We start from the raw sequence: 25,264 nt of genomic DNA on the forward strand, positions 1-25,264 counted from the left end.
GGCTGACATCGGGTGGCGTACGGCCCGGGGGCGGACGTGCGGCCGGCGCGACGGCCGGGCCGCCGCCGGCACGGGCGGGCGCCGGCGGCCGTGGGGTCATCCCGTGACGGGCACGCCGACCAGGGCGAGGGTGCCGTCGAGGTAGGCCGCCCGGGAGGCGCGGCGCTGGATCTTCCCGCTGGACGTCTTCGGGATGGTTCCGGGGTGGACCAGCACCACGTCCCGCACCGCCAGGCCATGGGCCTCACCGATCGCGCTGCGCACCAGGTCGGTGATCTTCTCGGCCTCGCCGGCCGCGTCGGGCGCCGCCTCGGCCACCATGACGACCTGTTCGCCCTGCATGCCGCCGGCGTCCACGGAGAACGCCGCGGTGCAGCCGGGCCGCAGTGCCGGATGGGACAACTCCGCGGACAGCTCCAGGTCCTGCGGGTAGTGGTTGCGCCCGTCGATGACGACGAGGTCCTTCAGGCGGCCGGTGACGAACAGTTCGCCGTCACTCAGGAAGCCGAGGTCGCCCGTGCGCAGGAAGCGACCCTCACGGCCGGTCAGGGTGGCGCGGAAGGTCTCGCGGGTGGCGAGGGTGTTGCGCCAGTAACCCTTGGCCACGCTCGCGCCGGCGACCCAGATCTCGCCGACCTCGCCCTCGGGCAGTTCCTCCTGCCGTTCGGGGTCGGCGATCAGTACCGTGATCCCGGTCCCGGGCCGGCCGCAGCCCACGGCGGCCGCGTCCGCCTCGCCGGCGTGCGGGCCGGTCTCGGCGGCGTCCAGCAGGGTGGGCGGGGCGTCCACCGCACCGCCGGTGACCATCAAGGTGGCCTCGGCCAGGCCGTAGCACGGGTAGAACGCCTCACGGCGGAAGCCGGCCGCGCGGAAGGTCTCGGTGAACCGTCGCACGGTGGCCGCGCGCACCGGTTCGGCGCCGTTGAAGGCGACCTTCCACGCGCTCAGGTCGAGGCTGTCGACCAGGTCGGCGGTGGCGTGCTTCAGGCACAGTTCGTAGGCGAAGTTGGGGCCGCCGCTGGTGTGCGGCCGGTAACGGCTGATCGCGGTCAGCCAGCGATCGGGGCTCTGCAGGAAGTGCAGGGGCGAGAAGAGCGTGGCCGTGGCGCCCAGGTACAGCGTGTTCAGCACCGGGCCCATGAGGCCCATGTCGTGGTAGACGGGGAGCCAGCTGAGGATCAGTTCGCGGCCGTGCTCCGCGAGGGCGTCCGGGGTGTGCCCCATCCGCTCGGTGATGATCCGCTCGTTGTCCAGCAGGTTGCCGTGGGTGACCACCACGCCGCGCGGGGCGGAGGTGGAGCCGGAGGTGTACTGGAGGAAGGCCACCGAGTCGGCGGTGAGGTCGGGGGCGTGCCAGGAGGCGGCCGCGTCGTCGGGAATGTCCTCGGTGGCGACGCGGGGGACCGTGTCCAGTTCGGGCAGGTGCTCGGTCCATGTGCGCAGGGCGCCGATGACTTCACGGCCGCCGAGGATCACCTTGGCGTCGGAGTCGGCCATCAGGCGCTTCATCCGGACGAGGGCGCGGTGGTTCTGCGACCGTCCCTGCGGGGGCACGCCCGGCACGGCGACCACTCCGGCGGCGAGGCAGCCCAGAAAGGCGGAGACGAACTCCAGGCCGGGCGGATGGAGGAGCAGGGCGCGCGAACCGGCCAGGCCGCGGTCCTGGAGCCAGGCGGCGACCGCCCGGGAGCGGTGGGCCAGTTGTCCGTAGGAGATCTCCTGGATGTCCCCGTCGCAGTCGCCGGTGAGGAGGTACCGGTAGGCGGTACGGTCGGGCTGTTGCTGGGCGTGTGCGGTCAGTAATTCGACCAGGGAACGAGCCATGTGACGAGTCCCACCTGTCCGGGTCAGCGGGTGAGGGAACTGGAGTTCGACGGCCGCGTGACGCGCACGCGCAGAAGCCGTTGACCGGGCCCCCTTGCCAGGTCATCCGTCTCGCCACTCGCCCGGCGGCGAGATGGCCACAGGTCTCCCCGTGTCCCCCCACTCAACTTGCTACCAACGAGTAGCACCATAACAAGTCCCACCGGTCGACGGGTCGAACGCATGTAAACCCTGTGTGACCAACAGGAGTTGGCTGTCCGTCGGCTTCGCTGGGCCGACACGCCGTCCACGCACCCGCCGCCCCTGCTGCTCGAACACCTCACCGCGCCGATTCCCCTCACCGACGAGCGTGCCACCGCACTCCACCTGCGGTACCCGGGTCTGGTCGTCCGGGGCGGTGGGCCGGTCAGGGGCCGAGGTGAGCAGCCCGGCGGTCGTCGCCCCTTCGGCAACGTCCTCGGCATCATGCAGAACCGCTGCTGTCCAAAGATCCAGTGCGCCGGCTGACCTTCGGTGCCGCGGCGGTTGTGCTTCCATGGATACGGCGTGAGCCGAAGCGGTGTTGCGAAGGGCGGGGATACGCTGAATGCGGGACAACTCGTTGTTCGCACTGGCAGCGGAGGCCGGAACCGCCGTGGTCCGGGCCGCCGGTACCGAGATGTGGCCGACCGTGCGTGCCCGGGCGGCGCGCCTTCTCGGTGAGGGCGACCAGCAGCGCGAGCGAACGCAGTGGGAGCGGCTGGAGCGCACCCTGGCCACGCTGCTCGAAGCACCCGGCGACGCGCGGCTGCGCATCCAGGCGGAAGCGGCCTGGCAGACCCGCTTCGAGGATCTGCTGGAGGACGCCGAGCGGTCCGGCCGTCAGGGACAACTAGCCGCTGAGTTACGTCGGTTGGTGAGGGTGTGCGCGGGTGCGTACGCCCTGGCCGAGCCGTTCGGCGCGAGCGCCGGGAACCTCACCGCCCCCGGGCCGCCCCTCGCGCCGTCGCCCTCTGCCGGACTGGCGCCGCCCGCCGTTCCCCTCCACCCGCCCGGCCCACTGTCCGCACCTGCCCCGCCGGCCGCCGTTCCGCCCACCCCGCCCGTCCCGCCGCCCGCAGTCGTCGGCACCGCCCCCTCCGTGGCGCTCGCCTTCCAGCAGCGGCCCGAGACCGACGCCCTCGGTGCCCTGTTCGACGCACCGCCCGCCCCCTGGGCGCTCGTCGGCGACGCGGGCACCGGGAAGACACAGCTGGCCGCGCACTTCGTGCGGCGCCTGCGGCACGAGGGGGACGCCGACCTGGTGGTGTGGGTGACCGCCGCCTCCCGCAACGCGGTCGTCTGCGACTTCGCGGCGGCCGGCGTGGCGGTCGCCGGAGCCTATCCCGGGCAGCCGGAGCATGCCGCGCAGGCCTTCCTGGCCTGGCTGCGGGCGACCGACCGGCGCTGGCTGGTGGTGCTCGACGGGCTGACCGACCCGGGGGATCTGCACGGTCTGTGGCCGCCGGAGCGGCCGGGCGGACGGATGCTGGTCACCGCCCGGCCCGGGGTCCCGCTCCCGCTCGGCAGCACCCGCATCCCCGTCGGGCCGTACCCACACGAGACGGCGTTGCTCCGGCTGGCCGAGGACCTCTCCTTCCAGGGCCGGTACGTGCAGCTCAGGGAGGTCGACGCGCTCGCCACCGACCTGGGGCGCCTGCCGCTCGCCCTGTCCCGGGCGGCGGCCTGGCTGACGGAGTCCGGGCTCAGTTGTGCCGACTACCGCGACCGGCTCGCACAACGGACCAGGGCCGGTGCCGATCCCCTCACCGCGTGCTGGTGGCTGTCCGTCGAGCTGGCCGACCGCCGCTGCGGCGGACTGGCGCGGCCGATGCTCGAACTCGCCGCCCTGCTCGACCCCTACGGCGTCCCGGTCGCCGCGCTCACCAGCCGCCCGGCGCTCGCCCATCTGGCCCGACGGCGCACGCCGTCACCCGCCTCGGGGGCGGAGCCGGTGGGTGTCCCGGACGCCGCTGACGCCCTGGAGGCACTGCGCCGGCTGCGCCTGGTGGAGTGCGAGGGCGAGGCTCCGTACACGACCGTTCGGGTGAGCGGTGCGCTGCAGGCCGTCGTGCGTGCGGCCGTACCGCCCGAGGATTACGGCGCTCTGGTCGGCGCGGCGGCCGACGCGTTGCGGGCCGCGTGGCGGACGGCGTCGGCGGTGGAGCCGGGCTCCGCGCTGTGCGGGGCGCTGCGGGCGGGCGCCGGCAGCCTCGCCGAGCACGGCGGGGAGGAGTTGTGGCGCAGCCAGTGCCATCCCGTGTTCTTCCAGACCGGCCGCAATCTGCTCGCCGCCGGATTCGTGCACGGCGCCAAGGCGTTCTGGGAGCTGCTGCACGCCACGCTGAACAGCCGGTTCGGCGCGGAGCACCCCGACACCCTGGCCGCGCGGGGCCGGCTCGCCGCGGCGTACGGCGCCTCGCGGGACGCGGCCGGAGCAGTGGCCGTCTACCAAGGGCTGCTGTCCGACCTGGTACGGCTGCTCGGCGCCGACCATCTCTCCGTGCTCACCGTCCGCGACAACCTGGCCCGCTGGCAGGGCGAGGCCGGTGACCGGGCCGGTGCGGCGACCTCGTACGCGGCCCTGCTGGAGGACCGGCTGCGGGTGCTCGGACCCGACCACCACGACACCCTGCTCACCCGGCACAACGTCGCCCTCTGGCGCGGTCTGGCCGGGGACGCGGCCGGTGCCGCCGACGCCTATGGGGGCCTGCTCGACGACATGGTGCGGGTGCTGGGTCCGGACAACCCCGCCGTGCTCGGCACCCGGGACCAGCTGGCCCAGTGGCGCAGCGCGGCCGAGGCGACGGCCGGCGCGGGCGCCTGGCCTCCGCCGTCGGAGGCCCTGCCGCCGGCTCCGGCCGCACCTCCGGCGGGCCGGTACGAGAGCGCCCCGCACCGCGCCGCCCCAGCCGGTGACGCGGGCCTCACCTCGGCGCGCCTGGTACGTGAACTGCCGTGGCCCAGGCGGATGTTGCGCCGTATCACCGGCAAGGGCCGGCCCGCCGCGGCGCGGGCGCGGGCCGCGGACGAGCTGCTGCGCGCCCCGCTCACCGGCTGCCACCGGATCGCGGTGATCAGCCTGAAGGGCGGCACGGGCAAGACCACGACGGCGGCCGTGCTCGGCGCGACCCTGGCCGAAGTGCGCAGGGGCGGGGTCGTCGCGCTCGGCGCCGCCCCGGACGGCGGGACGCTCGGCAAGCGAGTGCGCCGGGAGCCCGGGGCGGAGGAGGGCTCCGGCCCGACGGTCCGCGACCTGCTCGCCGCGCTGCCGCCCCTGCGGCGGCCGGAGGACGTCCGCCGTTTCACCTCGCCCGGCCCGAACGGACTGGACATCCTCGCGGGTGACGCCGGGCCGATGGCCGCCGCGCCCTTCGGGCCGGAGCGGTACCGGCAGGTCGTCCAGGCGCTGTGCCGGACCTATCCGATCGTGGTCACCGATGCGGGCACGGGGCTGCTGCACGACGTCATGCGAGGGGTGCTGGACCTCGCCGACCAGCTGGTCGTCGTCACCACGCCGACCGTCGACGGTGCCGACGTCGCCGACCGGACCCTGGAGTGGCTGGCCGATCACGGACACGCGGAGGCGGCACGGCAGGCAGTGGTCGTGCTGTCCGGGGTGCAGGACGCCTCACGGGTCCGGCGCGACCGCATCGTCAGCCACTTCGCGCACCGCTGCCGGGGCGTGGTCCAGGTGCCCTTCGACGAGCATCTGGCCACCGGTGCCGAACTCGACCTGGCGAGCCTGCACCCGGAGACCCGGCGGGCGTACGACGATCTGGCCGTGCTGGTGGCTGCGGGTTTCGCCCGGGAGCCCGGTCCCCCGGTACCCGCCGGGCCGCGCCCGGCACTGCGGCCCCGCATCACCGTGCCGGACGAGGTGCTGCGGGTGGGGGCGCCCAGCGCCGTCGAGTTCCGGCTGGAGCCCGTCGATCCGGCCGCGGCCGCCGTGGCCCTGGACGTCCGGGTGGTCGCGGCGTCCCGTTCGGCAGCGGTCCTCGAACCGCCGGTCCTCGACCACACCGCCGGGTCCGCGGCCGCCGTGTTCTCCTTCACCGCACTGCAACCCGGAGCGCACCGGCTGCGGTTCACCGTGTACGACGCCTTCCACGGCAAGGTGCTGCAGACCCTGGAAGCCGGTCTCAAGGTGCCGGCGCCCGAGCCGGCCGGGAGGCGGTGAGCCATGCCCCAGGACGTCGACGTGCAGATCACGCACAACCCGTGCCACGACTACACCGAGGCCCCCGGCGACCACGGCGGTCAGCCGCTGGACCTGACCGTCACGCTGTGGGTGGACCGCGGAAGGGTGACCGTCACGGCGTTCACGGCCGGCCGGCGCACCCCGTACACCCGTACCCACCGTGCCTCGCTCAAGGCGACGCCGGCCGAGATCAGCGAGTGGGCGGCCTGGCTGCGCGGCGAGTGGCAGTCGCGGATCGTCGGCCGCTGGGATCCGGGCACCTGCTCGTACCCGCTCGCGGACGCCACGGACCTGCGGGGGCACGCGGGCACGGTGGACCACGAGATCGCCCACCTCGCCAAGGCGGGCCGCCTGGTCCTGGACACCGTCTTCGCCGGGGAGGACCACGACCTGGTGAACTTCCGCGACTTCCTGTTCGGCGAGCTGGCCCGGGACGGGCTGCGCGTCAGTTTCGACTCCGAACTCTTCCTGCCCTGGCCGCTGTTCGCCGTACACACCGACGGCTCCCCGTGGAACTCCTTCCTGGGCCACCGGCACCAGATCGAGCAGACCGGGGCGTCCTATCCCAGTTTCCAGCAGCCGCGCCCCGCCCGGCCGCGGCCGGTCACCAGCCTCAACCACGACAAGGCCCTCGACGGTGTGGGCCGCTCGGCGGACGTGCACCAGCTGCTGGCGGCCGGGTCCGAGCTGGTGGTGCGCAGCCGCTCCGAGGAGCTGCTCGCGGCGCTCGACCGGCCGGACTTCGGCGAGGACCTCATGTACTTCTGGTGCCACGGCGCCTTCGACGGCCAGGACGCGGCGCAGCCGACCCTGGTCATCCGGCTGTCCGACTCCCTGCCCATCAGCGCGCACACGGTCCACCTCGCCCGCAGCGAACACCGGGGCCGCGACCGGCTGGAGTTCCGCCCGTTCGTCCTGCTCAACGCCTGCCACTCGGGGCAGGCCGCGGGCTCCTCGGGCCGCGAGTACCTTGGCAAGGCCCTCATCGAGCACGGCGCGCACGGTGTGCTCGGCCCGCAGATCGCGATCCCGCAGCTGTTCGCCGCCGAGTACGCGCACGCGTTCCTCAGCCGGTATCTGCAGGGCCGGGAGACCGCCGGGGAGATCAGCCGGGCGCTCGTCCACCACTTCCGCGACACCCTGCACAACCCGCTCGCCCTGACGTACTCGCTGCACTGCGGCATCGACAGCCGTCTGGAGACCCCACCGTGCACCTCACCACCGTTGACCTCGACGAGCAGGGACGGCTCCGCGCGCCCGGCAGCGGTCATACCGTCCCAGGCGACCGGGTCGCGGAGCACCTCGCACGACACCTCCGCGTCCCGGACGAGGTGACGGACCTCTACGTGTACGTCCACGGCTGGCAGACCGCGCCGCCCGCCGCCGTACGCCGCGCCTCGGCCCTGCTCGGCCTGGCCCGCGAACTGCACACCGCGCGGCCCGACTTGTACCCCGGGCTGGAGAAGGGGTACCGGCCGTGGGGGGTGGTGGTTCGCTGGCCGTCCTCCAGCCTGCCCTCGCTGGGCGGCTACCGCCGTATCCGCGACCGGGCCCATGCGATGAGCGCGGCGGGCCGGGGGCAGGCTCCCCATGTGCTGGCCCATCTACTGGGCTATCTCGACGCGGCACGCCCGGATCCCGCCTCACCGGCGGTGCTCACCAACCGCAACGGGCAGTATCTGCACCTGGTGGGGCATTCCTTCGGGGGGCGTTTCCTGTGCGAGGCGGTGCAGTGGGCGGGGTCTCCCGGCGGGCCGCGGGTGCTGGGCTGGAGCTCGCCCCGGGTGCCCGGCCGGCCCTTCACCGCCGACAGCATGCTGGTGTTCCAGATGGCGGCACCGCGCGACGCCTTCGTCCGCCTGTTCCCCTCGCTGTTTCCCTCCGCCGGCCGGCCCGGCGCCCCGCTGCGCGGCCCGCTGGTGCTCACCCACTCCCGCTGGGACCGTGCGACGGGGTTCTGGCATCTGCGCGCGGAGGGAACGGCGGGCATCGGCCACTCGGGCGCGGGCGTGGCCCCGGTCCCCCAGTTCCACGCCCGGCTGCTCGACGTGGACGAGCGGTACCCGACGGTCGCCCTGGACCACCGACTGGTCAACGTGGACGCCAGCCGCCTCTTCCGCGGCGGCGTACGGACCCGGATGGCCCCGGCCGGAGCGCACTCCGACTTCGCCCGCCCGGAGTCCGCGCACCTCATGCTGAGCCTGGCCGCGATGTCCAGGTGATGTGGCCTGCTGTGGGATGCCCCCGGTGGGGCGACGCGCTATGCGTTCTCGGGTGCCGGGAGCGGAGTCCCGGCCGTGGGTGCCGGGGTGCGGTCGGGCCAGGGGATCCGGAACGCGGTCAGCGTCACGATCAGGGCCGACGCGGCGACGGTCGCCATGCCGAGGGTGAGGCTCGTGCTGCTTGCGACGAAGCCGATCAGTGCCGGGCCGGCCAGCAGCCCGGTGGTGCCCATCGCTGCGACCAGGGCCAGGGCGTCGGAGCCGTGGCCGGCGGCCGCGACGTAGACGCACGGGGTGACGGCGGCCGCGCCGAGGCCGACGCAGGCGAAGCCGAGGAGGGTCGGGACCAGCCCGCCGGTGAGCAGGGCGAGGGCCAGACCGGCGGCGGCCACGGCGCTGCCGGCCCGCACCACCCGGCCGTCGCCCCAGCGACCGCGCCAGCGGTCCGCGCGCAGGCGGGCCAGCAGCATCATCACGGAGACGACCGCGATGCCCAGCGGCGCCACGGACGCAGAGGCCTTGACGACATCCTTCAGGTAGAGCGTCGACCAGTCGTTCATCGCGCCCTCGGTGATGGTGCCGAAGGCCATGGCGCAGCCCAACAGCAGGGTCGTCCAGGAGGGGAGGGCCGGGCGGCGGCTCCGCTTCGGCCCGCCCGGCTTTGCCGGTTCCGTATGGGTGAGGAGCCCGGAGCGTGCACCGGCGAGCAGGAGCAGCAACAGGGCTCCGGCCACGGTGAAATGGGCCGGCACCGACCCGGTCAGCGTGGTCACGCCCGAGGTCAGCAGGGCAGCGGTGAGCAGACCGGCGCTGAACGTGGCGTGCAGCTGGGACATGGCGGTGCGGTCGTAGGCCTTCTCCAGCGCGGCGCCCTGCGCGTTCATGGCGACGTTGAGGCAGCCGACCGCGACTCCGTCGGCGCAGACGGCCAGGAGGGCGAGCGGGTAGTTCGGTACGGCGGACAGGGCGGCCAGTACGGCCACCAGGCACAGGGCGGACGCCAGGGACAGCCGCCGGGAGCCGAGGCGGCGCATCAGGAGGGCGACCAGTGGGAAGGAGGCCGCCGCACCGGCCCCGCAGACCATCAGCAGCAGGCCCACCTCCCCTGCGCCCAGGTCCAGCCGGGTCTTGAGCGCGGGCAGCCGGGAGACCCAGGTGCCGTACTGGAAGCCGAGGAAGCAGAACAGCGCCGCGATGGACCACTTGGCGCGCTGGAAGGAGGGTGTGGGCATCAGCTCGCCTTCCGCACGGCGGCGACCTGCGCCGACATGTACACCGCGCCGCTGCCGTACCCGGCCGGGACGTGGGCCTCGCGGTGGGCGCGGTAGCCGTTGGCCCGCCAGAAGGATTCCTTGCCGGCGACCGCGATCAGGGACATGGTCCGGAAACCGCGGGTGCGGGCGACGTCCGTCAGATGGCGGGCCATACGGCTGCCGAGCCCCCTGCGGCGCAGGGGCGCGGTGATGACGAGATCGTGCAGGTGCAGGTTGGTGGAGCAGTGGGCCGTCTGCTCGGCGCGGGTCAGGTCGGGGCAGCGGAACCTCGGGTACGGCAGGGCCAGTGCATAGCCCGCGATCCGGCCGTCGAGGTCCAGGACGAGGCAGGTGCCCGCCGAGGCCCGGGAGCGCAGCGCGGCCTCCCCCTCCGTGAGCGCGGTGTCCGCGTACGCCTCCGCTTCCAGGGCCACGACCTCGGGCCAGTCGGCCTCGGTGATGCCGCGTATCGGGTGTGTCATGTCAGTGCTGTCCTTCCTGGCCCCGGATGCACACGCAGGGCAGCGGGCGGATGCCGTTGAAGCCCTGGGTCATGTAGCTGGTGGCGTAGGCGCCGGCGGAGAGGATCCAGACCGGGTCGCCGGAGGTGACCGACGCCGGCACGCGCACCGGGTGCCGGCCTTCGCCGTAGGCGTCGTCGCTGTCGCAGGTGGGGCCGGCGACGATCGCGGAGACGTGCTCCGGTCTCCCGTGGTGGCCCGGGAACACCATCCGGTGCGTCAACTGGTCCATTTCATAGAGGCCGTTGAACTTTCCGCAGCTCAGGTAGAGCCAGTGGGCGTCGGTGCCGTCCGGCTGCCTGCGGCGGGTCAGCCGGGAGACGTGGGCGCGGACGGCGCCGTGGTCGGCGACCAGGTGGCGGCCCGGTTCCATGACGAAGTCGAGCGGGGCGGAGGTGAGGTCGCGCAGCCGGTCCATGCCCTCGCGGAGCACGGTGAAGATCTTGTCCAGGGGCGGGTCGAGGGGGTTGCCGTGACGGTCCTGGTAGCCGAGCGCGGGCAGACCGCCGCCGAGGTTGACGTGGTCGGGTACGATCCCCCGCCCGGCCAGCGCCGTCAGGGTCCCGGCGAGGGTGTCGAGGGCCTGCTGCCAGGCCTCGCCGGTCATCTGCTGGGAGCCGACGTGCACGGACAGGCCGGCCGGGGTGAGTCCGGCCTCGCGGGCCGTCTCCAGCACGCGGACGGCGTCGTCGGGGGCGCAGCCGAACTTGCGGTTCAGGCCCCACAGGGCGCCGGCGCCTCCGGTGGTCAGGCGGCAGAACACCCGTGTGTCCGGAGCGTGTTGGGCGATGGCCGTGACGTCCTCGATGCTGTCTGTGGCGAATGTGCGGACACCGAGGCGGTGGGCTTCGGCGATGTCCTGGTCGGACTTGATGGTGTTGCCGTAGTGGATACGGCTCGGCGGTGCGCCGGCGTGGAGGGCTTGGGTGATTTCGGCGGGGCTCGCTGCGTCGAAACCTGCGCCGCGGTCCGCGAGGCTGTGCAGGACCTCGTCGACGGGGCAGGCCTTGAGTGCGAAACGGATGTCGATTCCGGGCAACTCTTGCAGCAGGGCGTCGAATTGGTGCTCTATGCCGACGAGGTCGTAGATGATGCGGTCGGTTTCGGCTGCGGCGAGTCTGGTGGCGAGGGGTTCGCTGAGTGGTCTTGTGCGGGTCCCTCGTGATTGATCGCGCCCACGCGGCGTCAGCCGCATGTCAGACAGGGCCCCGCGCCCCTTTGGGGCGCTCATGTGCGGGCCGTCTCTATCAGTGCCGGCCAGGCTTCGACCAGGTATGCGTAGTCCTCGATGTCCGACTCGGCCTCGTCCAGTAACCGGCCGCGCCCGTCGGCCAGTTGGTCGGCAAACGTGGCGTAACGACCGCCGAGCTTGCGATAGGCCGTGTCCACCCGGTCCAGTCGCCAGACGTTCTCCGCGCGGTCCAGGTCGGTGCTCTCCCGCAGGAACCGCACGATCCGGTCGGCCCGTACCTGATGCCGTTCGTCCAGCAGACCGGCGCCCTCGTCCGCCATACGGTCGTAGACGTGGTGGAAGTGGAGCATCGAGAGGAGGAACTTCACGAACCGGTGCTGGTAGGCCGGGAAGCCGGTGTCGGTGCGGCGTTCGGGGGTGTGGAAGTTCTCGATGTGGCGGTTGTGCAGGATGCCGGGCAGGGCGGCGCCGTGGACCACATGGAGCAGGAAGTAGTCGCTGCCGATGGTGTCGGTGGCGGGTGGGAGCGGGATGCGTTCGTAGACCGCGCGGTCGAAGGCGATGTTGCACATGTCGACGCGCATGGGGTCGACCACCGTGAGGGTCGCCCGGTCGCCGGTGAAGGGTGCCGTGCCCGCGCCGGTGAAGGACTCCTCGACCAGGTGCCGTTTGCGTTCCTCGGGCCAGTCGCCGGGCGCCCAGAGGCTGACGACGTCGTGGTAAACGCCCTCGTCCAGGCGCCGTATCTCCCCGATGTCGACGGAGAGTTCGCCGATGAAGGAGGCGCCCACCAGTGACACGGGGCGGGCCAGCAGCGCCGGGGCGAGGTCGGTGCGGGTGACGGAGGTCGTGGCCTCGGCGGCGGGGCTGCCCAGCCAGGGCAGCTCGTGGTGGACGGGGAACACCGGCTGCCCCGCGTGGAGTTGGTAGGCGCTGTCGGAGTCCCTGCGGTGCAGCGAGTCGCAGCCGAGGGCGGCGGCCAGCAGGAAGGCCCGGTTGGTGCAGGCGCCATAGGAGACCGCGGGCGGGAGCATGAGGTGCAGGAGGCGGTCGGGCTCCGCCGCCCCGGCTCGCTCGATCGTCCGGCGCAGGAAGGCGCGCTGGGTCTCCTCGTCGAGGTGGTGGACGGTGACGCCGGGTACCGGGCGGAGTCCGGCGACGACCCGGGCGTGTTCGGCGCGGGCGTCGGAAGAGTCGAGGATCAGCAGCTGGACGTCGGCGCCGAAGCGCTCGGCCGCGTGGGCGGCTTCCCGGTGAACGGCGGTGAGGGTGGCGGAGCAGGCCCGGTTGGTGGGCAGGCAGAGACAGATCCGGTTCACTGCGCCTCTTCCACGGCGGCGGCCCAGGAGTCCAGTCCGAGCAGCCTTCTGCCGAGCGGGTTGAGCGTGGCGGGTCCGTAGCGGTCGGCCTCCGGCCGGCGGGCGTCGCCGAGGAGGGTGGCGTTCCAGTCGGGGGTCGCGAGCGTGCGCCAGGAGTGGACGCGGGAGTCGCGCAGGGTGGTGTGCTCCTCCAGGGCGGGCATCATCGACAGGTACTGGACGGCTCGGACAGCGTTGTCAGAGAGGTTCGGTGCCACGCCGTGCGCCAGCAGCCCGTTGAAGATGAGCAGGTCTCCGGCCTGGAGGTCGGGGCGGATCACCGGGAACTCGGCGCGGTCGGTGCCGGGCCGGACCGGGTCGCGGCCGGGCGGCTGGGCCACGCGCCACTCCTCGAGGCGGCGGAAGAGCTCGGGGGCGCACTGGAAGCCGCCGAGTTCGGGCCGGGTGTCGCCCAGGGCGATGATGCCCTGGACGCGTTGCGGGAGGACGGCGAGGGTGGTGTCGACGTCCCAGTGCAGTTCGATGTCGAAGCCCTCGTCGGTGGGCTCGATCAGGGAGCGGGAACGGGTGCGTATGTTGGGCGGGTTGAGGTTGAGCCGGTCCAGGGTGACCCACAGCTCCTCGCAGTCCCAGACGTCCACGAACGCGTCGTAGACCCGCCTGGTCTGGCGGCTGTCCCAGATGAGCTGGTGGTGGTAGGCCTCGACGAAGCCGTAGATGAACAGGTGCTGGTCGAGTTCGGAGCGGAACGGGGGTTCCCTGTACCAGGTTTCGGGGTCGTCGGGGTCGAGACCGGTGAACTCCCAGGCGAGATCGAGGAGTTGCTTGGCCTCGCCGGGGGTGATGGCCTCGCGGACGACGACGTAGCCGTAGGTCTGCCAGAAGGCGAAGTCCTCTGCGGAGAGGACCCTGAGGGGCTGGGACTTCTCGATGTGGCGCAGTGGGGTCGGGGCGAGGTAGGTCTCGCCGTCGGCGCTGAAGTAGGGGCGGGTGGAGGCCGACCGGTGGAGGAAGGGGTGGGGCGTCTGCATGCGATTCCTCTGGACAACACGTGTGAGCAACAGCGGTGGGGATCCGGGAAAAGAGCAAGATCGAGCGGGCCGCCCGCGTCGGCGGGCGGCCGGTGAGGCAAGCGGGTTCAGCCCGCTGCGACGGCCTCGGCCGCCGCCACACCGCAGACCCGGGCGGCGCCGTAGGTGGCGATGTGCACGGCGCCGCGCGGGGCGGCCTGGGGCAGGCCCATTTCCACGACGACGGTGTCCGGGCGGGCGGCGAGCAGGGTGTCGAGCGCGGAGCGCATCCAGTCGTGCCGGTGTTCGTCACGGACCACGGCGACGATCCGCCGGCCGTCGGCGGCGGCGAGGGCCGCGCTGCCCGCGTCGTCGCCGGTGAAGGAGGCGGAGGCGGTGCCGGGCAGCAGCCGCTCCAGCTCGGCGGCCACGCCCCACGGGGTCTGGTCGCCGACGGCGATGTTGCGGGCCGGCTCGAACTGGGCGACGTACACCGGTGCGGTGACGGGTGCGGCGGTGCCCGCGCGGGTCACGGTGAGCGCGCGGCGGGCCGCGACCAGGCCGATCTCCGGGTTCGGCTCGGTGTCCGCCGCGCCGCTGCGGGCCTTGGCCGTCCACCGGGCCAGGTCCCGCACCCGGGCGGCGGCGTCGGCGAGCCGTTCCTCGGGCAGTTCGCCGGAGCGTACGGCGGCCACGAGCGCGTCCCTGAGCCTGAGCACGGTGTCCTCGTCGCACAGCCCGCCGCCCACGCAGATGGCGTCGGCGCCGGCCGCGATCGCCAGGACCACGCCGTGCTCCAGGCCGTAGGTACCGGAGATCGCGCGCATCTCCATGCCGTCGGTGACGATCAGGCCCTGGTAGCCGAGTTCGCCGCGCAGCAGTTCGGTGAGGATGCGGCGGGAGAGGGTGCCGGGGCGGTCCGGGTCGAGCGCGGGCACGAGGATGTGCGCGCTCATGATGGCGCGGGTGCCGGCGGCGATGGCCGCGCGGAACGGGGGCAGCTCGCGGGCGTAGAGGGTGTCGGCGTCGACGTCGATGCGGGGTACGGCGTGGTGGGAGTCGACGTTGGTGTCGCCGTGGCCGGGGAAGTGCTTGGTGCAGGCGGCGACGCCGGTGGACTGCAGTCCCTCGACCCAGGCGGCGGTGTGCCGGGCGACCAGGTCGGTGCTCGCGCCGAAGGAGCGGACGCCGATGACGGGGTTGTCGGGGTTGGCGTTGACGTCGGCGGACGGCGCCCAGTCGAAGTTGACGCCGCAGGCGGCCAGGCGCCGGCCCAGCTCGCGGGAGACGGACCGGGTGAGGACGGGGTCGTCGACGGCGCCGAGGGCGTGGTTGCCGGGGAAGGAGGAGCCGGTGCGTACGTCGAGGCGGGTGACGTCGCCGCTCTCCTCGTCGATCGCGACGAGCAGATCGTCCCGCTCGGCACGCAACTGGGCGGTGAGGGCGGTGACCTGGCCCTCGGTGACGACGTTGCGGCCGAACAGGGCGACGGAGGCGAGGCCCTCACCGAGGCGGCGGCGCACCCAGTCGGGCGCGGTGGTGCCGTAGAACCCCGGCTGCAGCACCGCGAGGGCGTCCCGGGTGAGGGTGTCAGGGCCGGTGGCGAGTGTGGTCATCGGCGGGGTCATCCCTTCACGGCGCCGTCGGTCAGGCCGCTGACAGCCTTGCGTTGCAGGAAGATGAAGAGGATCAGGATGGGCAGCGCGAACAGGGACGAGGCGGCCATCGTGGCGCCCCAGTCGTCACCGAAGGCGGTCTGGAACTGCGACAGCCACAGCGGCAGGGTCTGCTTCTCGACGTCCTTGTTGAGGATCAGGACGAGCGGGAACTCGTTCCAGGCGGTGATGAACCCGAACAGCGAGGTCGCCATCAGGCCGGGTGCCAGCAGCGGGAAGATGACCCGGACGAAGGCCTGCGTGCGGGTGCAGCCGTCGACCATGGCCGCCTCCTCCAGGTCCTTCGGTACGGCGGCCACATAGCCGCGCAGCGTCAGGACGGTCAGCGGGAGCACCATCATCGTGTAGAAGACGGTGAGCGGGACCAGGCTGTCCAGCATGTCGTTGTCGCGGACGATCATGTAGATGGCGATGATCAGGACCTCCCAGGGGGCCATCTGCGCCAGCATGAACGTCACGATGAGGCCGCGCCGGCCCCGGAACCGCATCCGGGCGAGCGCGAAGGCCGCGAACAGGGCGATGACGAGCGAGAAGACGACCGACAGGACCGTGACGGTGACGGAGTTGACGACCAGGGTCCAGAAGTGGTCGGCGTGGATCGCCTTCTTGAAGTGGCCGAGGGTGACGTTCGTCGGGAACCACACCGGGTTCTCGGAGATGATGTCGCCGGTCGGCTTCAAGGCCGTCGCGAACATCCAGTAGACGGGGAACGCGAAGCCGACGAAGAGGACGACGGCGGTCGCGTTGGGCCAGATGCGGCCGATCAGCGAGCGCTTCACAGCTCGTCCTCCTCTTGCTTGAGCACCATGCGCAGGTAGTACGAGGTGATGACGAGCAGCACCAGGATGGTCAGGAAGGAGATCGCCGCGCCGACGCCGAAGTGCTGGTTGCCGACGCCCTCGACGAAGGCGTAGATCGGCAGGGTCTCCGTGAGGCGGTCGGGGCCGCCCTGGTTGATGGCGAAGATCTGCGTGAACGCCTTGAAGACCCAGATGACCTCGAGGAAGGTCGTGGCGTACAGGAAGGGCCGCAGGAAGGGCAGGGTCACCGAGGTGAAGCTCTGCCAGGCACCGGCGCCGTCCAGGGACGCGGCCTCGTACAGTTCCTTGGGGATCGTGGTGGTGGCGGCGTACAGGTTGATCGCCACGAAGGGGATCGACTGCCACACGATCAGCAGAACGACCACGGAGAAGGTGGAGAACTGGCTGCCGAGCCAGTTGTGGTCGGCCATGGAGTGCCAGCCGAGCTTGTCCAGCGTCCAGTTGACGACGCCGAAGCGCTGGGCGAACAGCCACTGGTAGACGGTGGTGGCGGCGATGGGGGGCATCGCCCAGGCCAGGACGAGGCCCACCATGAGCACCAGCCGCATCCGCTTGCCGAGCCGGGCCAGCAGCAGTCCGATCAGGGTGCCGAGCACCATGATGAGGACGACGTTGGCGGCGGTGAAGAAGACGGAGCGCTCGACGACGTGCCAGAACTCCGACTCGGACAGCACCTGCCGGTAGTTGTCGACGCCGGTCCACTCGGTGAGGTGCTGGATGAGCTGCCGCGGGTTGAGGTTCTGGAACGACAGCATGCCGTTCTTGACCAGGGGCCAGCCGAGCAGGACCACTGTGGCCAGCAGCGCGGGCAGCAGGAGGAGGTAGGGGGCGGCGGCGCCGCGGCGGGACGGGGACCCGGTCGCGTGGCCCGCACCCCGCGGCGGCCCCGTTGTCCGGGCCTTGCGGACAGCGGGCTCACCGGCCGTGTCCGTGCCTTGGGTCTGCACTGACATGAGTTGCCATCTCTTCCGTGGCCGAACGGGCCGTGGGAACGACTGAGCCGGGGGCGCCGCCGCTCGGCACCCCCGGCGTGGTCATCAGTTCTGCTGGGCCAGGCGCTTGTCGATCTCGGCCTCGACGTCCTTGGCGGCCGCCGCGGGAGCCTTGCCGTTCAGGACCGCGGTCATGTACGATTTGATCGGGTTCGGGGTGTTCTCCACCGCCGCCCACTCCGGGATCAGCGGGGTGGTGCCGCCGGCCGCGGCGGCGGGCGCGGCGGCCTCGGCGGCGCCGTTGCCCTTGAGGTTGCTCTGCAGGGCCGTCTTGTTCGGGATGACGCCGTTGAGCTTGGCCAGTTCGCCCTCGTACTGGTCGGACAGGGCGATCTTCAGGAACTCCTTGGCCAGCGACTGCTTCTTGCTGTTCTGGGCGACGGCGAGGTTGGAGCCGCCGAGGAAGACACCCTCGGGCTTGTCGGCGCTCGCGCCCGGGACGGTGAAGTAGCCGAGGTCCTTCTCGATGGACTTGTTGGCCTGGATGGCGGTGGCGGCCTCCCAGCCCATGCCGATGAACGCGCCGGTCTTGCCCTTGGCGAAGATCGTGGCCTGCTGCGGGGTGGCCTCGTCCTTGTCCTTGGGCGCCTTGGAGTAGGAGGCGTACTTCTTGTAGAGCTCCATGGCCGCCGTGACCTTCGGGTCGGCGAGGTTGGAGACGTACTTGCCGCCCTGCTTCTTCACCAGGTCGCCGCCCTGGCCGATGATCAGGCCGTCGAGGAAGTACCAGTTCTGGCCGGGCAGGTAGATGGGCTCGGCGTCGGTCTTCTTGCCGATGGTGTCGAGGTCCTTGAAGAACTCGTCGCGGGTCTTCGGGGTCGACTTGATGCCGGCCTTCGCCCAGATGGCCTTGTTGTAGATGACGACGCGGTTGGCGAAGTACCAGGGGGCGGCGTACTGCTTGCCCTCGTACACGGAGGACTGCGAGACCGAGGGGGTCCAGTCGGCGCCGATCGCCTGCTTGACGTCGCTCAGGTCGGCGAGGCCGCCGGTGGCCGCGTAGGCGGGGGTCTGGGTGTTGCCGACCTCCAGGACGTCCGGCGGGTTGTCCTCGGAGAGGGCGGTGGTGATCTTCTGCTGGATCCCGTCCCACTTCTGGATCTCGAACTTCAGCTTCGCGCCGGTCTTCTTCTCGAAGGCGGCCTGGACGTCCTTGCTCCACTGCGGCGGCGCGGAGCCGTCCATGGTCCAGACGGTGAGCGTCTGGCCCTTCCAGCTGTCCGGTCCCGCGTCCTTGCCGCTGTCCTTGCCGTCGTTTCCGCCACACGCCGCAACGGAGACCATCATGCCCGCGATCACGATCGCGGCAGCGAGCTTGCGCTTCACGCCACCCTCCTCAGGGATGCCACTAACCCCCCACGCCCTCGGCGGTGACCTGCGTACGACGCTGTTGCACGTAGGGCTCGGGACCTGGCCGCTAATGGTGTAGACCAGTACGGTGGAGCTTGGCCTAGACCTTTCGGGGTGTCAAGGGTGGTCCGGGAAGCCGATTCCGGCCGTTACGAGAACGTCACCGGAGCGCGTCCGTCCACATCCGCCCGATTCATCCGGCCCCCGGGTTGGACCAGACCTGAGCGGGCGGGTTGGACTAGACCATAGGGCAGTTGGTCGCTATAACGGGAGACCGTCGACACAGCCGGGAAGGCAGGCATGACCACCGACGTCAGCAGCGCCCAGCCGCACAGGGGAGCGTCCGGCCGCACCGCGCGCGTGCCGAAGTACTACCGGATCAAACAGCAACTGCTCGCCATGGCCGAGGAGTTGCACCCCGGCTCGGCGATGCCGGCCGAGCGGCTGCTCGCCGTGCGGTTCGACACCTCCCGGACCACCATCCGGCAGGCGCTCACCGAACTCGTGGGCGAGGGCCGCCTGGACCGGATCCAGGGCAAGGGCACCTTCGTCTCCCAGCCCAAGCTGTACCGCACGCTCCAGCTGACCTCGCACACCGAGGACATGCGCGCCCAGGGCCTGACGCCCGCCTCGCAGGTGCTGGACATCGGGGAGATCCCGGCCGACCAACGGCTGTCGGAGCTGCTCGGCATCGGCATCGGCGAGCGCGTCCTGCGCATCGAGCGGCTGCGCCTTGCCAGCGGCGACCCCATGGCCATCGAGACGACCCACCTGTCCGCGCGGCGCTTCCCCGGCCTGCGCCGCTCGCTTGCGACGCACCCCTCGCTGTACACGGCCCTCGCCGAGGTGTACGGCGTCCAGCTCGCCGAGGCCGACGAGACCATCGAGACCTCGCTGTCCACGCCGCGCGAGGCACACCTGCTCGCCACCGACGTGGGGCTGCCGATGCTGCTGCTGTCCCGGCACTCGCGGGACGCGGAGGGCCGGCCGGTGGAGTGGGTGCGCTCGGTGTACCGGGGTTCCCGGTACAGGTTCGTGGCCGCCCTGCGCCGCCCGGCACGGGGGTGACCACGCGCAGGGCCCCGGCCGGGTGGTCCACGAGGGCTGGGTCGGGTGGTTGACGAAAGGGGCGGTCGGCGGCTCGCTGAACTGACGCCCCGCTGACACCTTCCGGCACGGCACTCGGCGGATCAGTCCGCTGTCAGCGCGGGGTCAGATTCCGCTGCCAGGCTCGCCCTGTCCGGCCATGCCCGTCGCGGTCGGCATCTGGCCTGGCCGCCCCGGCATCCTCCCCGCCCTGACAGGAGACCGCCATGCACGATCCCCAAGAGCTGATCGAGGCGGGCCCGGACGCCGTGCGGCGTCTGGCCCGGCGCCGCCACGACCTCGACCTGGACGCGCTGAGCGCCGCCCTGCTCGAGCGGACCACCGCCCAGGCCGAGGTCACCCGGCTGCGCACCGAGCTGAACCGCACGGCCAAGGCCCGCCGGTCCGGCCCGCCGACCGAGGCGGAGAAGGAGGCCGCCCGTGCGCTGCGGGCCGAGGTGCAGCAGGCGGAGGCCGCCGCCCGGAAGGCCGTCGGCGAGCTGTCCGGGCTGCTGCTCACCATCCCCAACCTGCCGCTGGACTCGGTCCCGGACGGTGATTCCGAGAAGGACGCCGTGGAGATACGGCGGGACGGGCCCGCGCCGCGTCCGGCGGACGGGGCCCGCCACCATGCCGAGATCGGTGAGGCGCTGGGCATCCTCGACTCCCCCGCCGCGGCCCGGCTGTCCGGCGCCCGGTTCAGCGTGGCCCGAGGGGCCGGTGCCCGGCTGGAGCGGGCCCTCGGTGACTTCTTCCTCGACCTGCACACCCGCGAGCACGGCTACACCGAGCAGTCCGTGCCGTTCCTGGTCAGCCGGGACACCATGACCGGCACGGGCCAACTGCCCAAGTTCGAGGAGGACTTGTTCCGTACCCGGGTCGGCGACCGGGAGCTGTTCCTGATCCCGACCGCCGAGGTGCCGCTGACCAACCTGGTGGCCGGACAGCTGCTGGACGCGCGGAGCCTGCCGTACGCCTTCACCGCCCGCACGCCCTGTTTCCGCGCGGAGGCGGGGGCGTACGGCCGGGACACGCGGGGGGTGCTCAGGCTGCACCAGTTCGAGAAGGTGGAGCTGGTGCGGATCTGCGCGCCGGAGCAGACGCAGGAGCAACTGGAGCTGATGGTCGGGCACGCCGAGGAATGCCTGCGCCGGCTCGAACTGGCCTTCCGTACCGTGCTGTTGCCTGCGGGGGACATGGGTTTCTCAGCGCGGATGACGTACGACATCGAGGTCTGGCTGCCGGGCGGCGGCTCCTACCGCGAGATCTCCTCGGTCTCCGACTGCGGCACCTTCCAGGGCCGCCGCGCCGACATCCGGGTCAAACGCGGCGACGGCCGCAAGTCCCCCGCGGCCACCCTGAACGGCTCGGCGCTGCCCGTCGGGCGGACCGTGGCCGCGCTGCTGGAGCAGGGCGTCCGGGACGACGGGTCCGTGGTGCTGCCCGAGGCGCTGGTGCCGTACACCGGCTTCCGGCGGATCCTGCCGGGCGGCGGGACCGAGTGACGCGACGGCGAAGGGCCGGGAGCCGGTCCGGCTCCCGGCCCTTCCGTACGGACGACCGTCACTTCTTGGTGAGCTTGACGTCCTGCTCCTTCAGGGCGTGGAAGGCCGGCAGCAACAGCAGCAGGTCGCCGGAGCGCAGTTCCGTGACCGTCGCCTGCACATGGGCCTTGCCGGCCTTCAGGGACTTCGGCGAGATCTTGCCGGAGTTCTCCCAGTGGTGCATGGCGCCGTCGCACCGGGCGGGGGTGCCGCCGATGCCGTACACGGTGGTGCGGTCGCCCTGGCTGATCGAGGAGCTGACGAAGGCGACGCCACTGGCCCCGGAGCAGCGATAGGTGCCGGTGAGGGTGATGGTGCCGTCCTTGGCGATGTGGCCGGTCGGATCGACGGTCACGGTCTCGGTCTCGGACGGGCCGGCGGCGGCCGAGGGGACGGCGGCGCACAGCAGGGCGGCTGCGCCGAGGGCCGCGGCGAGAGCGGGGCGTACGGGCACGGGTACCTCCGGATCCACGGAATGGTGGGTTCCACTGGTACCGGTCGGCCGGGCCGTCGGGCGTGACCGTCACTCCATCGGTGGCGCGTCATGGAACCGTCCGGGAGTTGTCCGGGTGTTGTCACGCTTCACGGCGCGCGGTTCCGGGGCGTTCACGGCGGGAGCATGGTCTGTGTATGACGGGCCCGCGGCCGCATCCGCCGGCCCCTCACATCCCGATGTGGAGGTGCGCCATGTGCTCCAACCGGTCCTCGTGCCCCGCGTCCGACGCCGCCCTGCGGCACGCGGTGGCCGCCCACCCCGAGCAGGGCTGGACCTTGCTGTGCGACGGCTCGATCGTGTTCGACGACAGCGGCGAACTGCACCCGGACGGCAGCGTGGTCCCGCCGTGCCGAGTCCCGGCGGAACGGCTCGCCGTGGCCGCCTGATCCGGGCTCTCTACGGCAGCACCGCGAACCCGTCCAGCTCCACCATCGCCCGCTCGTCCCACAGCCGTACGACCTGTACGACGGCCATCGCCGGGTAGTCCCGGCCCGCCGACTCCCGCCAGATGCGGCCGAGTCGGCCGGCGTGGACGCGGTACGCGGCGACGTCCGTGGCGTAGACGGTGACCCGGGCGAGGTCGGCGGGGGTGCCGCCGGCCGCGCCCAGGGCCGCGAGGAGGTTGCCGAGGGCCCGCTCGAACTGCTCGGGGAGGGTGTCGCCGGTGATCTTGCCGTCGGCGTCGAGGGCGGTCTGGCCCGCGAGGAACACCACGCGCGAGCCGGACGCGACGACGGCGTGCGAGAACCCCGTCGGCGGGGACAGCTCGGGCGGGTTGACACGCTCGGTCGTCACCCGGACACCTCCTCGGTCCTCGCGTACAACTCCTTGGCGATGATGCCCCGTTGGACCTCGCTCGCGCCCTCGTAGATGCGCGGGGCGCGCACCTCGCGGTAGAGGTGTTCCAGGAGGTGGCCCCGGCGCATGGCGCGGGCGCCGTGCAGCTGGACGGCGGCGTCGACGACGTACTGCGCGGTCTCGGTGGCGAGCAGCTTGGCCATCGCGGCGCGCCCCGGCACGTCCGCCGTGCCTTCGTCGTACGCCGTCGCCGCCGCGTACACCATCAGCCGGGCCGCCTCCGTGCGCAGGGCCATCTCGGCGACCTGGTGGGAGACGGTCTGCAGGTCCATCAGCCGGCCGCCGAAGGCCTCGCGGCGGCGGGTGTGGCCGAGGGTGGCGTCGAGCGCGGCCTGGGCCATGCCGACCGCGAAGGCGCCGACGCTGGGGCGGAAGAGGTTGAGGGTGCCCATGGCGACGGCGAAGCCGCGGTCGGCCTCGCCGAGCACGTCGTCGGCGGTGACCGGCACGGCGTCGAAGTCCAGGGCGCCGATGGGGTGCGGCGAGAGCATGTCCAGGGCGGTGCCGGTGAGTCCGGGCCGGTCGGCGGGGACGAGGAAGGCGGTCACGCCCCGGGCTCCGGCGCCGGGTGTGGTGCGGGCGAAGACGGTGTAGAAGTCGGCCTCGGGGGCGTTGGAGATCCAGCTCTTGGCGCCGGTGAGCCGCCAGCCGCCGGTGCCGTCGGGCTCGGCCGCGAGGGACAGCGCGGCCGCGTCCGAACCGGCCCCCGGCTCGCTCAGCGCGAAGGCGGCGACCGCGCTGCCGTCGGCGACCCGGGGCAGCCAGCGCTCGCGCTGGGCGGGGCTGCCGTGGGCGTGCACCGGATGGGCGCCCAGGCCCTGCAGGGCGAGCGCGGTCTCGGCCTCGGTGCAGGTCTGGGCGAGGGACTCCCGCATCAGGCACAGGTCGAGGGCGCCGGAGGTGAACAGCCGTGCCAGGAGGCCCAGTCGGCCGAGTTCGGCGAGGAGCGGCCGGTTGACGCGGCCCGGCTCGCCCTTGTCGGCCAGCGGGCGCAGCCGTTCGGCGGCCATCGTGCGCAGCTCGGCGCACCAGGCGGTCGCTTGCGGTTCGAGCGAGAATGCGGGCACTGCCGGTCCTCCCTCCGGTCCGGGCCACCCTGACCCTTCCCGTCACCGTCCGGGGGCATCCCGTTGGCCTGCCCTCCCCGGCTCCCGTCGACGTTATCGCGAAAGGTTGACTGCCGTCACCAAGGCGATACGCTCGATGCGGCATCAGGACGCCGGTGCCCACCACGACGCCCGTCTTCGACGCTTGTCACGGCAAGGGGGCGAACCACCATGCATCGCTCGGCCCATGTCGACACCTTCGCGCGCGACCATCTGCCGCCGCCGGACGAATGGCCCGAGCTGCTCCTCGACCTGCCGGGGCTGCGCTACCCCGAGCGGCTGAACTGCGCCGCCGAACTCCTCGACCACGCCGAGGCGGACCGGCCGGTCTTCCACACCCCGGCGGGCCCCACCTGGACGTACGGCGAGCTGCGCGGACACGTGGACCGGATCGCGCATGTGCTCACCGCCGACCTCGGCGTGGTCCCCGGCAACCGGGTGCTGCTGCGCGGCCCCACCACGCCCTGGCTGGCCGCCTGCTGGCTGGCCGTGCTGAAGGCGGGCGCGATAGCCGTCACCGTGCTGGCCCAGCAGCGCCCGCACGAGCTGGCCACCATGTGCGAGATCGCCCTGGTGCGGCACGCGCTGTGCGACATCCGGTCGGTGGAGGACCTGGCGAAGGCCGACATACCCGGACTGCGGATCACGACGTACGGGGGTGACGGCCCCGACGACCTCCTCAACCGCCCGGCTCCCGACACGCCGTACCCGGCGGTCCGCACCGCGGCCGACGACGTGGCCCTGATCGCGTTCACCTCGGGCACCACGGGTCGCCCGAAAGGGTGCATGCACTTCCACCGGGACGTACTGGCGATCGCGGACACCTTCTCCAGGCATGTGCTGCGCCCGCAGGCGGACGACGTCTTCACCGGCTCGCCCCCGCTCGGCTTCACCTTCGGCCTGGGCGGCCTGGTGGTCTTCCCGATGCGGGCCGGGGCCAGCTCCCTGCTCCTGGAGGAGGCGGGCCCGCGCCGGCTGCTCCCCGCGATCGCCGGCCACCGCGTCACGGTCCTGTTCACCGCGCCGACCGCCTACCGCGCCATGCTGGAGCAGCTCGACGGGTACGACGTCTCGTCGCTGCGACGCTGTGTGTCGGCCGGCGAGAACCTGCCCGCGACCACCTGGCGGGCCTGGCACGAGCGCACCGGACTGCGCCTCATCAACGGCATCGGCGCGACCGAACTGCTGCACATCTTCGTCTCCGCGGCCGACGAGCGGATCAGACCGGGCACCACGGGAGTGCCGGTACCGGGCTGGCAGGCGCGGGTGCAGGACGCCCACGGCACGCCGGTGCCGGACGGCGAACCCGGCCTGCTCGCGGTGCGCGGGCCGGTCGGCTGCCGCTACCTCGGCGACCCGCGCCAGCGCGTGTACGTGCGCGGCGGCTGGAACATCACCGGCGACACCTACGTCCGCGAGCCCGACGGCTACTTCCGCTATGTGGCCCGCGCCGACGACATGATCATCTCCGCCGGGTACAACATCGCCGGACCGGAGGTGGAGGACGCGCTGCTGCGCCACCCGGACGTGGTGGAGACGGCGGTCGTCGGCCGCCCGGACGAGGCCCGCGGACAGGTGGTGGTCGCCTACACCGTGCTGCGCGAGGGCGCCCGGCGCGACCCGGAGGCCCTGAGCGCGTTCCTCAAGTCCGAGCTGGCACCCTACAAATGCCCGCGCGAGTTCGTCTTCCTCGACGCGCTCCCGCGCACCGCCACCGGCAAGCTCCAGCGCTTCCGGCTGCGCAGCGAAGGTGACCGGCAGTGATGCCGACGGCC

The 25,264-nt window shown here is 72.5% G+C and carries 21 protein-coding genes; 8 read left to right on the top strand and 13 right to left on the bottom strand.

Translation table 11 applies throughout. The annotated features are described in order from the left end of the window. Nucleotides 1-96 precede the first annotated feature (96 nt). A complete protein-coding gene (locus ACWGJ5_RS13635; protein WP_453309918.1) occupies nucleotides 97-1,824 on the bottom strand; it encodes a fatty acyl-AMP ligase in 1,728 nt (575 codons plus the stop codon). Nucleotides 1,825-2,073: 249 nt separating this feature from the next. Here ACWGJ5_RS13635 and ACWGJ5_RS13640 point away from each other — a divergent pair, with 249 nt between their 5' ends. From ACWGJ5_RS13640 to ACWGJ5_RS13655, 4 genes are all read left to right on the top strand, one after another. Beyond that, on the top strand, nucleotides 2,074-2,331 hold the full coding sequence (locus tag ACWGJ5_RS13640) for a hypothetical protein (protein ID WP_453309919.1): 258 nt from the start codon (nucleotides 2,074-2,076) through the stop codon (nucleotides 2,329-2,331). Nucleotides 2,332-2,410: 79 nt separating this feature from the next. Continuing rightward, nucleotides 2,411-6,022, top strand: a complete 3,612-nt coding sequence (locus ACWGJ5_RS13645; protein ID WP_453309920.1) for a tetratricopeptide repeat protein — start codon at nucleotides 2,411-2,413, stop codon at nucleotides 6,020-6,022. Nucleotides 6,023-6,025: 3 nt separating this feature from the next. Continuing rightward, complete coding sequence (locus ACWGJ5_RS13650) at nucleotides 6,026-7,378, top strand: CHAT domain-containing protein (protein WP_453309921.1); 1,353 nt, start codon at nucleotides 6,026-6,028, stop codon at nucleotides 7,376-7,378. Continuing rightward, on the top strand, nucleotides 7,375-8,265 hold the full coding sequence (locus tag ACWGJ5_RS13655; protein ID WP_453309922.1) for a hypothetical protein: 891 nt from the start codon (nucleotides 7,375-7,377) through the stop codon (nucleotides 8,263-8,265). Before ACWGJ5_RS13650 ends, ACWGJ5_RS13655 begins: the two co-directional genes overlap by 4 nt. Nucleotides 8,266-8,303: 38 nt before the next feature. On the opposite strand, the gene ACWGJ5_RS13660 is transcribed toward ACWGJ5_RS13655, so the two are convergent. The 9 genes from ACWGJ5_RS13660 to ACWGJ5_RS13700 all read right to left on the bottom strand — a co-directional run bounded on the left by ACWGJ5_RS13660 (nucleotide 8,304) and on the right by ACWGJ5_RS13700 (nucleotide 18,375). Beyond that, complete coding sequence (locus tag ACWGJ5_RS13660) at nucleotides 8,304-9,497, bottom strand: MFS transporter (protein WP_453309923.1); 1,194 nt, start codon at nucleotides 9,495-9,497, stop codon at nucleotides 8,304-8,306. Then, nucleotides 9,497-10,000 carry a GNAT family N-acetyltransferase gene (locus tag ACWGJ5_RS13665; RefSeq protein WP_453309924.1) on the bottom strand — a complete coding sequence of 168 codons (504 nt, stop codon included), beginning with the start codon at nucleotides 9,998-10,000 and terminating at the stop codon, nucleotides 9,497-9,499. Before ACWGJ5_RS13665 ends, ACWGJ5_RS13660 begins: the two co-directional genes overlap by 1 nt. Nucleotide 10,001: 1 nt before the next feature. Then, on the bottom strand, nucleotides 10,002-11,234 hold the full coding sequence (locus tag ACWGJ5_RS13670; RefSeq protein ID WP_453309925.1) for a type III PLP-dependent enzyme: 1,233 nt from the start codon (nucleotides 11,232-11,234) through the stop codon (nucleotides 10,002-10,004). 32 nt (nucleotides 11,235-11,266) lie between these two features. Next, on the bottom strand, nucleotides 11,267-12,550 hold the full coding sequence (locus tag ACWGJ5_RS13675) for a DUF6271 family protein (RefSeq protein ID WP_453309926.1): 1,284 nt from the start codon (nucleotides 12,548-12,550) through the stop codon (nucleotides 11,267-11,269). After that, entirely contained in the window at nucleotides 12,547-13,581 is a 1,035-nt protein-coding gene (locus ACWGJ5_RS13680; RefSeq protein ID WP_453309927.1) for a phytanoyl-CoA dioxygenase family protein, read from the bottom strand. The genes ACWGJ5_RS13675 and ACWGJ5_RS13680 overlap by 4 nt, the downstream gene beginning before the upstream one ends. Before the next feature lie 107 nt (nucleotides 13,582-13,688). Next, complete coding sequence (locus ACWGJ5_RS13685; RefSeq protein ID WP_453309928.1) at nucleotides 13,689-15,176, bottom strand: glycoside hydrolase family 3 protein; 1,488 nt, start codon at nucleotides 15,174-15,176, stop codon at nucleotides 13,689-13,691. An 8-nt stretch (nucleotides 15,177-15,184) separates the two neighbouring features. After that, on the bottom strand, nucleotides 15,185-16,015 hold the full coding sequence (locus tag ACWGJ5_RS13690; RefSeq protein ID WP_453309929.1) for a carbohydrate ABC transporter permease: 831 nt from the start codon (nucleotides 16,013-16,015) through the stop codon (nucleotides 15,185-15,187). Next, nucleotides 16,012-17,010, bottom strand: coding sequence for a carbohydrate ABC transporter permease (locus tag ACWGJ5_RS13695; protein ID WP_453309930.1), 999 nt, complete (start codon nucleotides 17,008-17,010; stop codon nucleotides 16,012-16,014). The genes ACWGJ5_RS13690 and ACWGJ5_RS13695 overlap by 4 nt, the downstream gene beginning before the upstream one ends. Nucleotides 17,011-17,094: 84 nt before the next feature. Next, nucleotides 17,095-18,375: an extracellular solute-binding protein gene (locus ACWGJ5_RS13700; protein WP_453309931.1), complete on the bottom strand. Its 1,281-nt coding sequence runs from the start codon at nucleotides 18,373-18,375 to the stop codon at nucleotides 17,095-17,097. 324 nt (nucleotides 18,376-18,699) lie between these two features. Here ACWGJ5_RS13700 and ACWGJ5_RS13705 point away from each other — a divergent pair, with 324 nt between their 5' ends. Beyond that, nucleotides 18,700-19,467: a GntR family transcriptional regulator gene (locus ACWGJ5_RS13705; protein WP_453309932.1), complete on the top strand. Its 768-nt coding sequence runs from the start codon at nucleotides 18,700-18,702 to the stop codon at nucleotides 19,465-19,467. 245 nt (nucleotides 19,468-19,712) lie between these two features. After that, nucleotides 19,713-20,990 (top strand): serine--tRNA ligase, encoded by a 1,278-nt coding sequence (gene serS / locus ACWGJ5_RS13710; RefSeq protein WP_453309933.1) that lies wholly within the window; start codon nucleotides 19,713-19,715, stop codon nucleotides 20,988-20,990. Between the two features lie 58 nt (nucleotides 20,991-21,048). Here the strand turns inward: serS and ACWGJ5_RS13715 are convergent, their stop codons facing one another. Further along, a complete protein-coding gene (locus ACWGJ5_RS13715) occupies nucleotides 21,049-21,483 on the bottom strand; it encodes a DUF6299 family protein (protein WP_453309934.1) in 435 nt (144 codons plus the stop codon). A 233-nt stretch (nucleotides 21,484-21,716) separates the two neighbouring features. Between ACWGJ5_RS13715 and ACWGJ5_RS13720 the strand changes: the two genes are divergently transcribed. Further along, complete coding sequence (locus ACWGJ5_RS13720; protein WP_228616512.1) at nucleotides 21,717-21,911, top strand: DUF5999 family protein; 195 nt, start codon at nucleotides 21,717-21,719, stop codon at nucleotides 21,909-21,911. A 10-nt stretch (nucleotides 21,912-21,921) separates the two neighbouring features. Here ACWGJ5_RS13720 and ACWGJ5_RS13725 read toward each other — a convergent pair whose 3' ends face one another. Continuing rightward, nucleotides 21,922-22,320, bottom strand: coding sequence for a RidA family protein (locus ACWGJ5_RS13725; RefSeq protein WP_453309935.1), 399 nt, complete (start codon nucleotides 22,318-22,320; stop codon nucleotides 21,922-21,924). After that, nucleotides 22,317-23,450 (bottom strand): acyl-CoA dehydrogenase family protein, encoded by a 1,134-nt coding sequence (locus ACWGJ5_RS13730; protein WP_453309936.1) that lies wholly within the window; start codon nucleotides 23,448-23,450, stop codon nucleotides 22,317-22,319. Before ACWGJ5_RS13730 ends, ACWGJ5_RS13725 begins: the two co-directional genes overlap by 4 nt. A gap of 210 nt (nucleotides 23,451-23,660) precedes the next feature. On the opposite strand from ACWGJ5_RS13730, the gene ACWGJ5_RS13735 reads away from it, so the two are divergent. Continuing rightward, entirely contained in the window at nucleotides 23,661-25,253 is a 1,593-nt protein-coding gene (locus tag ACWGJ5_RS13735; RefSeq protein WP_453309937.1) for an AMP-binding protein, read from the top strand. Nucleotides 25,254-25,264: the final 11 nt, after the last annotated feature.

This window comes from Streptomyces sp. NPDC054783 (assembly GCF_053611725.1).

What these genes read in the sequence shown, in the direction of transcription:
- ACWGJ5_RS13645 (WP_453309920.1), top strand. Translation starts at nt 2,411, where the DNA reads ATGCGGGACAACTCGTTGTTCGCACTGGCAGCGGAGGCCGGAACCGCC.
- ACWGJ5_RS13670 (WP_453309925.1), bottom strand. Translation starts at nt 11,234, where the DNA reads ATGCGGCTGACGCCGCGTGGGCGCGATCAATCACGAGGGACCCGCACA.
- ACWGJ5_RS13665 (WP_453309924.1), bottom strand. Translation starts at nt 10,000, where the DNA reads ATGACACACCCGATACGCGGCATCACCGAGGCCGACTGGCCCGAGGTC.
- ACWGJ5_RS13680 (WP_453309927.1), bottom strand. Translation starts at nt 13,581, where the DNA reads ATGCAGACGCCCCACCCCTTCCTCCACCGGTCGGCCTCCACCCGCCCC.
- ACWGJ5_RS13695 (WP_453309930.1), bottom strand. Translation starts at nt 17,010, where the DNA reads ATGTCAGTGCAGACCCAAGGCACGGACACGGCCGGTGAGCCCGCTGTC.
- ACWGJ5_RS13650 (WP_453309921.1), top strand. Translation starts at nt 6,026, where the DNA reads ATGCCCCAGGACGTCGACGTGCAGATCACGCACAACCCGTGCCACGAC.
- ACWGJ5_RS13735 (WP_453309937.1), top strand. Translation starts at nt 23,661, where the DNA reads ATGCATCGCTCGGCCCATGTCGACACCTTCGCGCGCGACCATCTGCCG.
- ACWGJ5_RS13720 (WP_228616512.1), top strand. Translation starts at nt 21,717, where the DNA reads ATGTGCTCCAACCGGTCCTCGTGCCCCGCGTCCGACGCCGCCCTGCGG.
- serS (WP_453309933.1), top strand. Translation starts at nt 19,713, where the DNA reads ATGCACGATCCCCAAGAGCTGATCGAGGCGGGCCCGGACGCCGTGCGG.
- ACWGJ5_RS13685 (WP_453309928.1), bottom strand. Translation starts at nt 15,176, where the DNA reads ATGACCACACTCGCCACCGGCCCTGACACCCTCACCCGGGACGCCCTC.
- ACWGJ5_RS13635 (WP_453309918.1), bottom strand. Translation starts at nt 1,824, where the DNA reads ATGGCTCGTTCCCTGGTCGAATTACTGACCGCACACGCCCAGCAACAG.
- ACWGJ5_RS13705 (WP_453309932.1), top strand. Translation starts at nt 18,700, where the DNA reads ATGACCACCGACGTCAGCAGCGCCCAGCCGCACAGGGGAGCGTCCGGC.
- ACWGJ5_RS13660 (WP_453309923.1), bottom strand. Translation starts at nt 9,497, where the DNA reads ATGCCCACACCCTCCTTCCAGCGCGCCAAGTGGTCCATCGCGGCGCTG.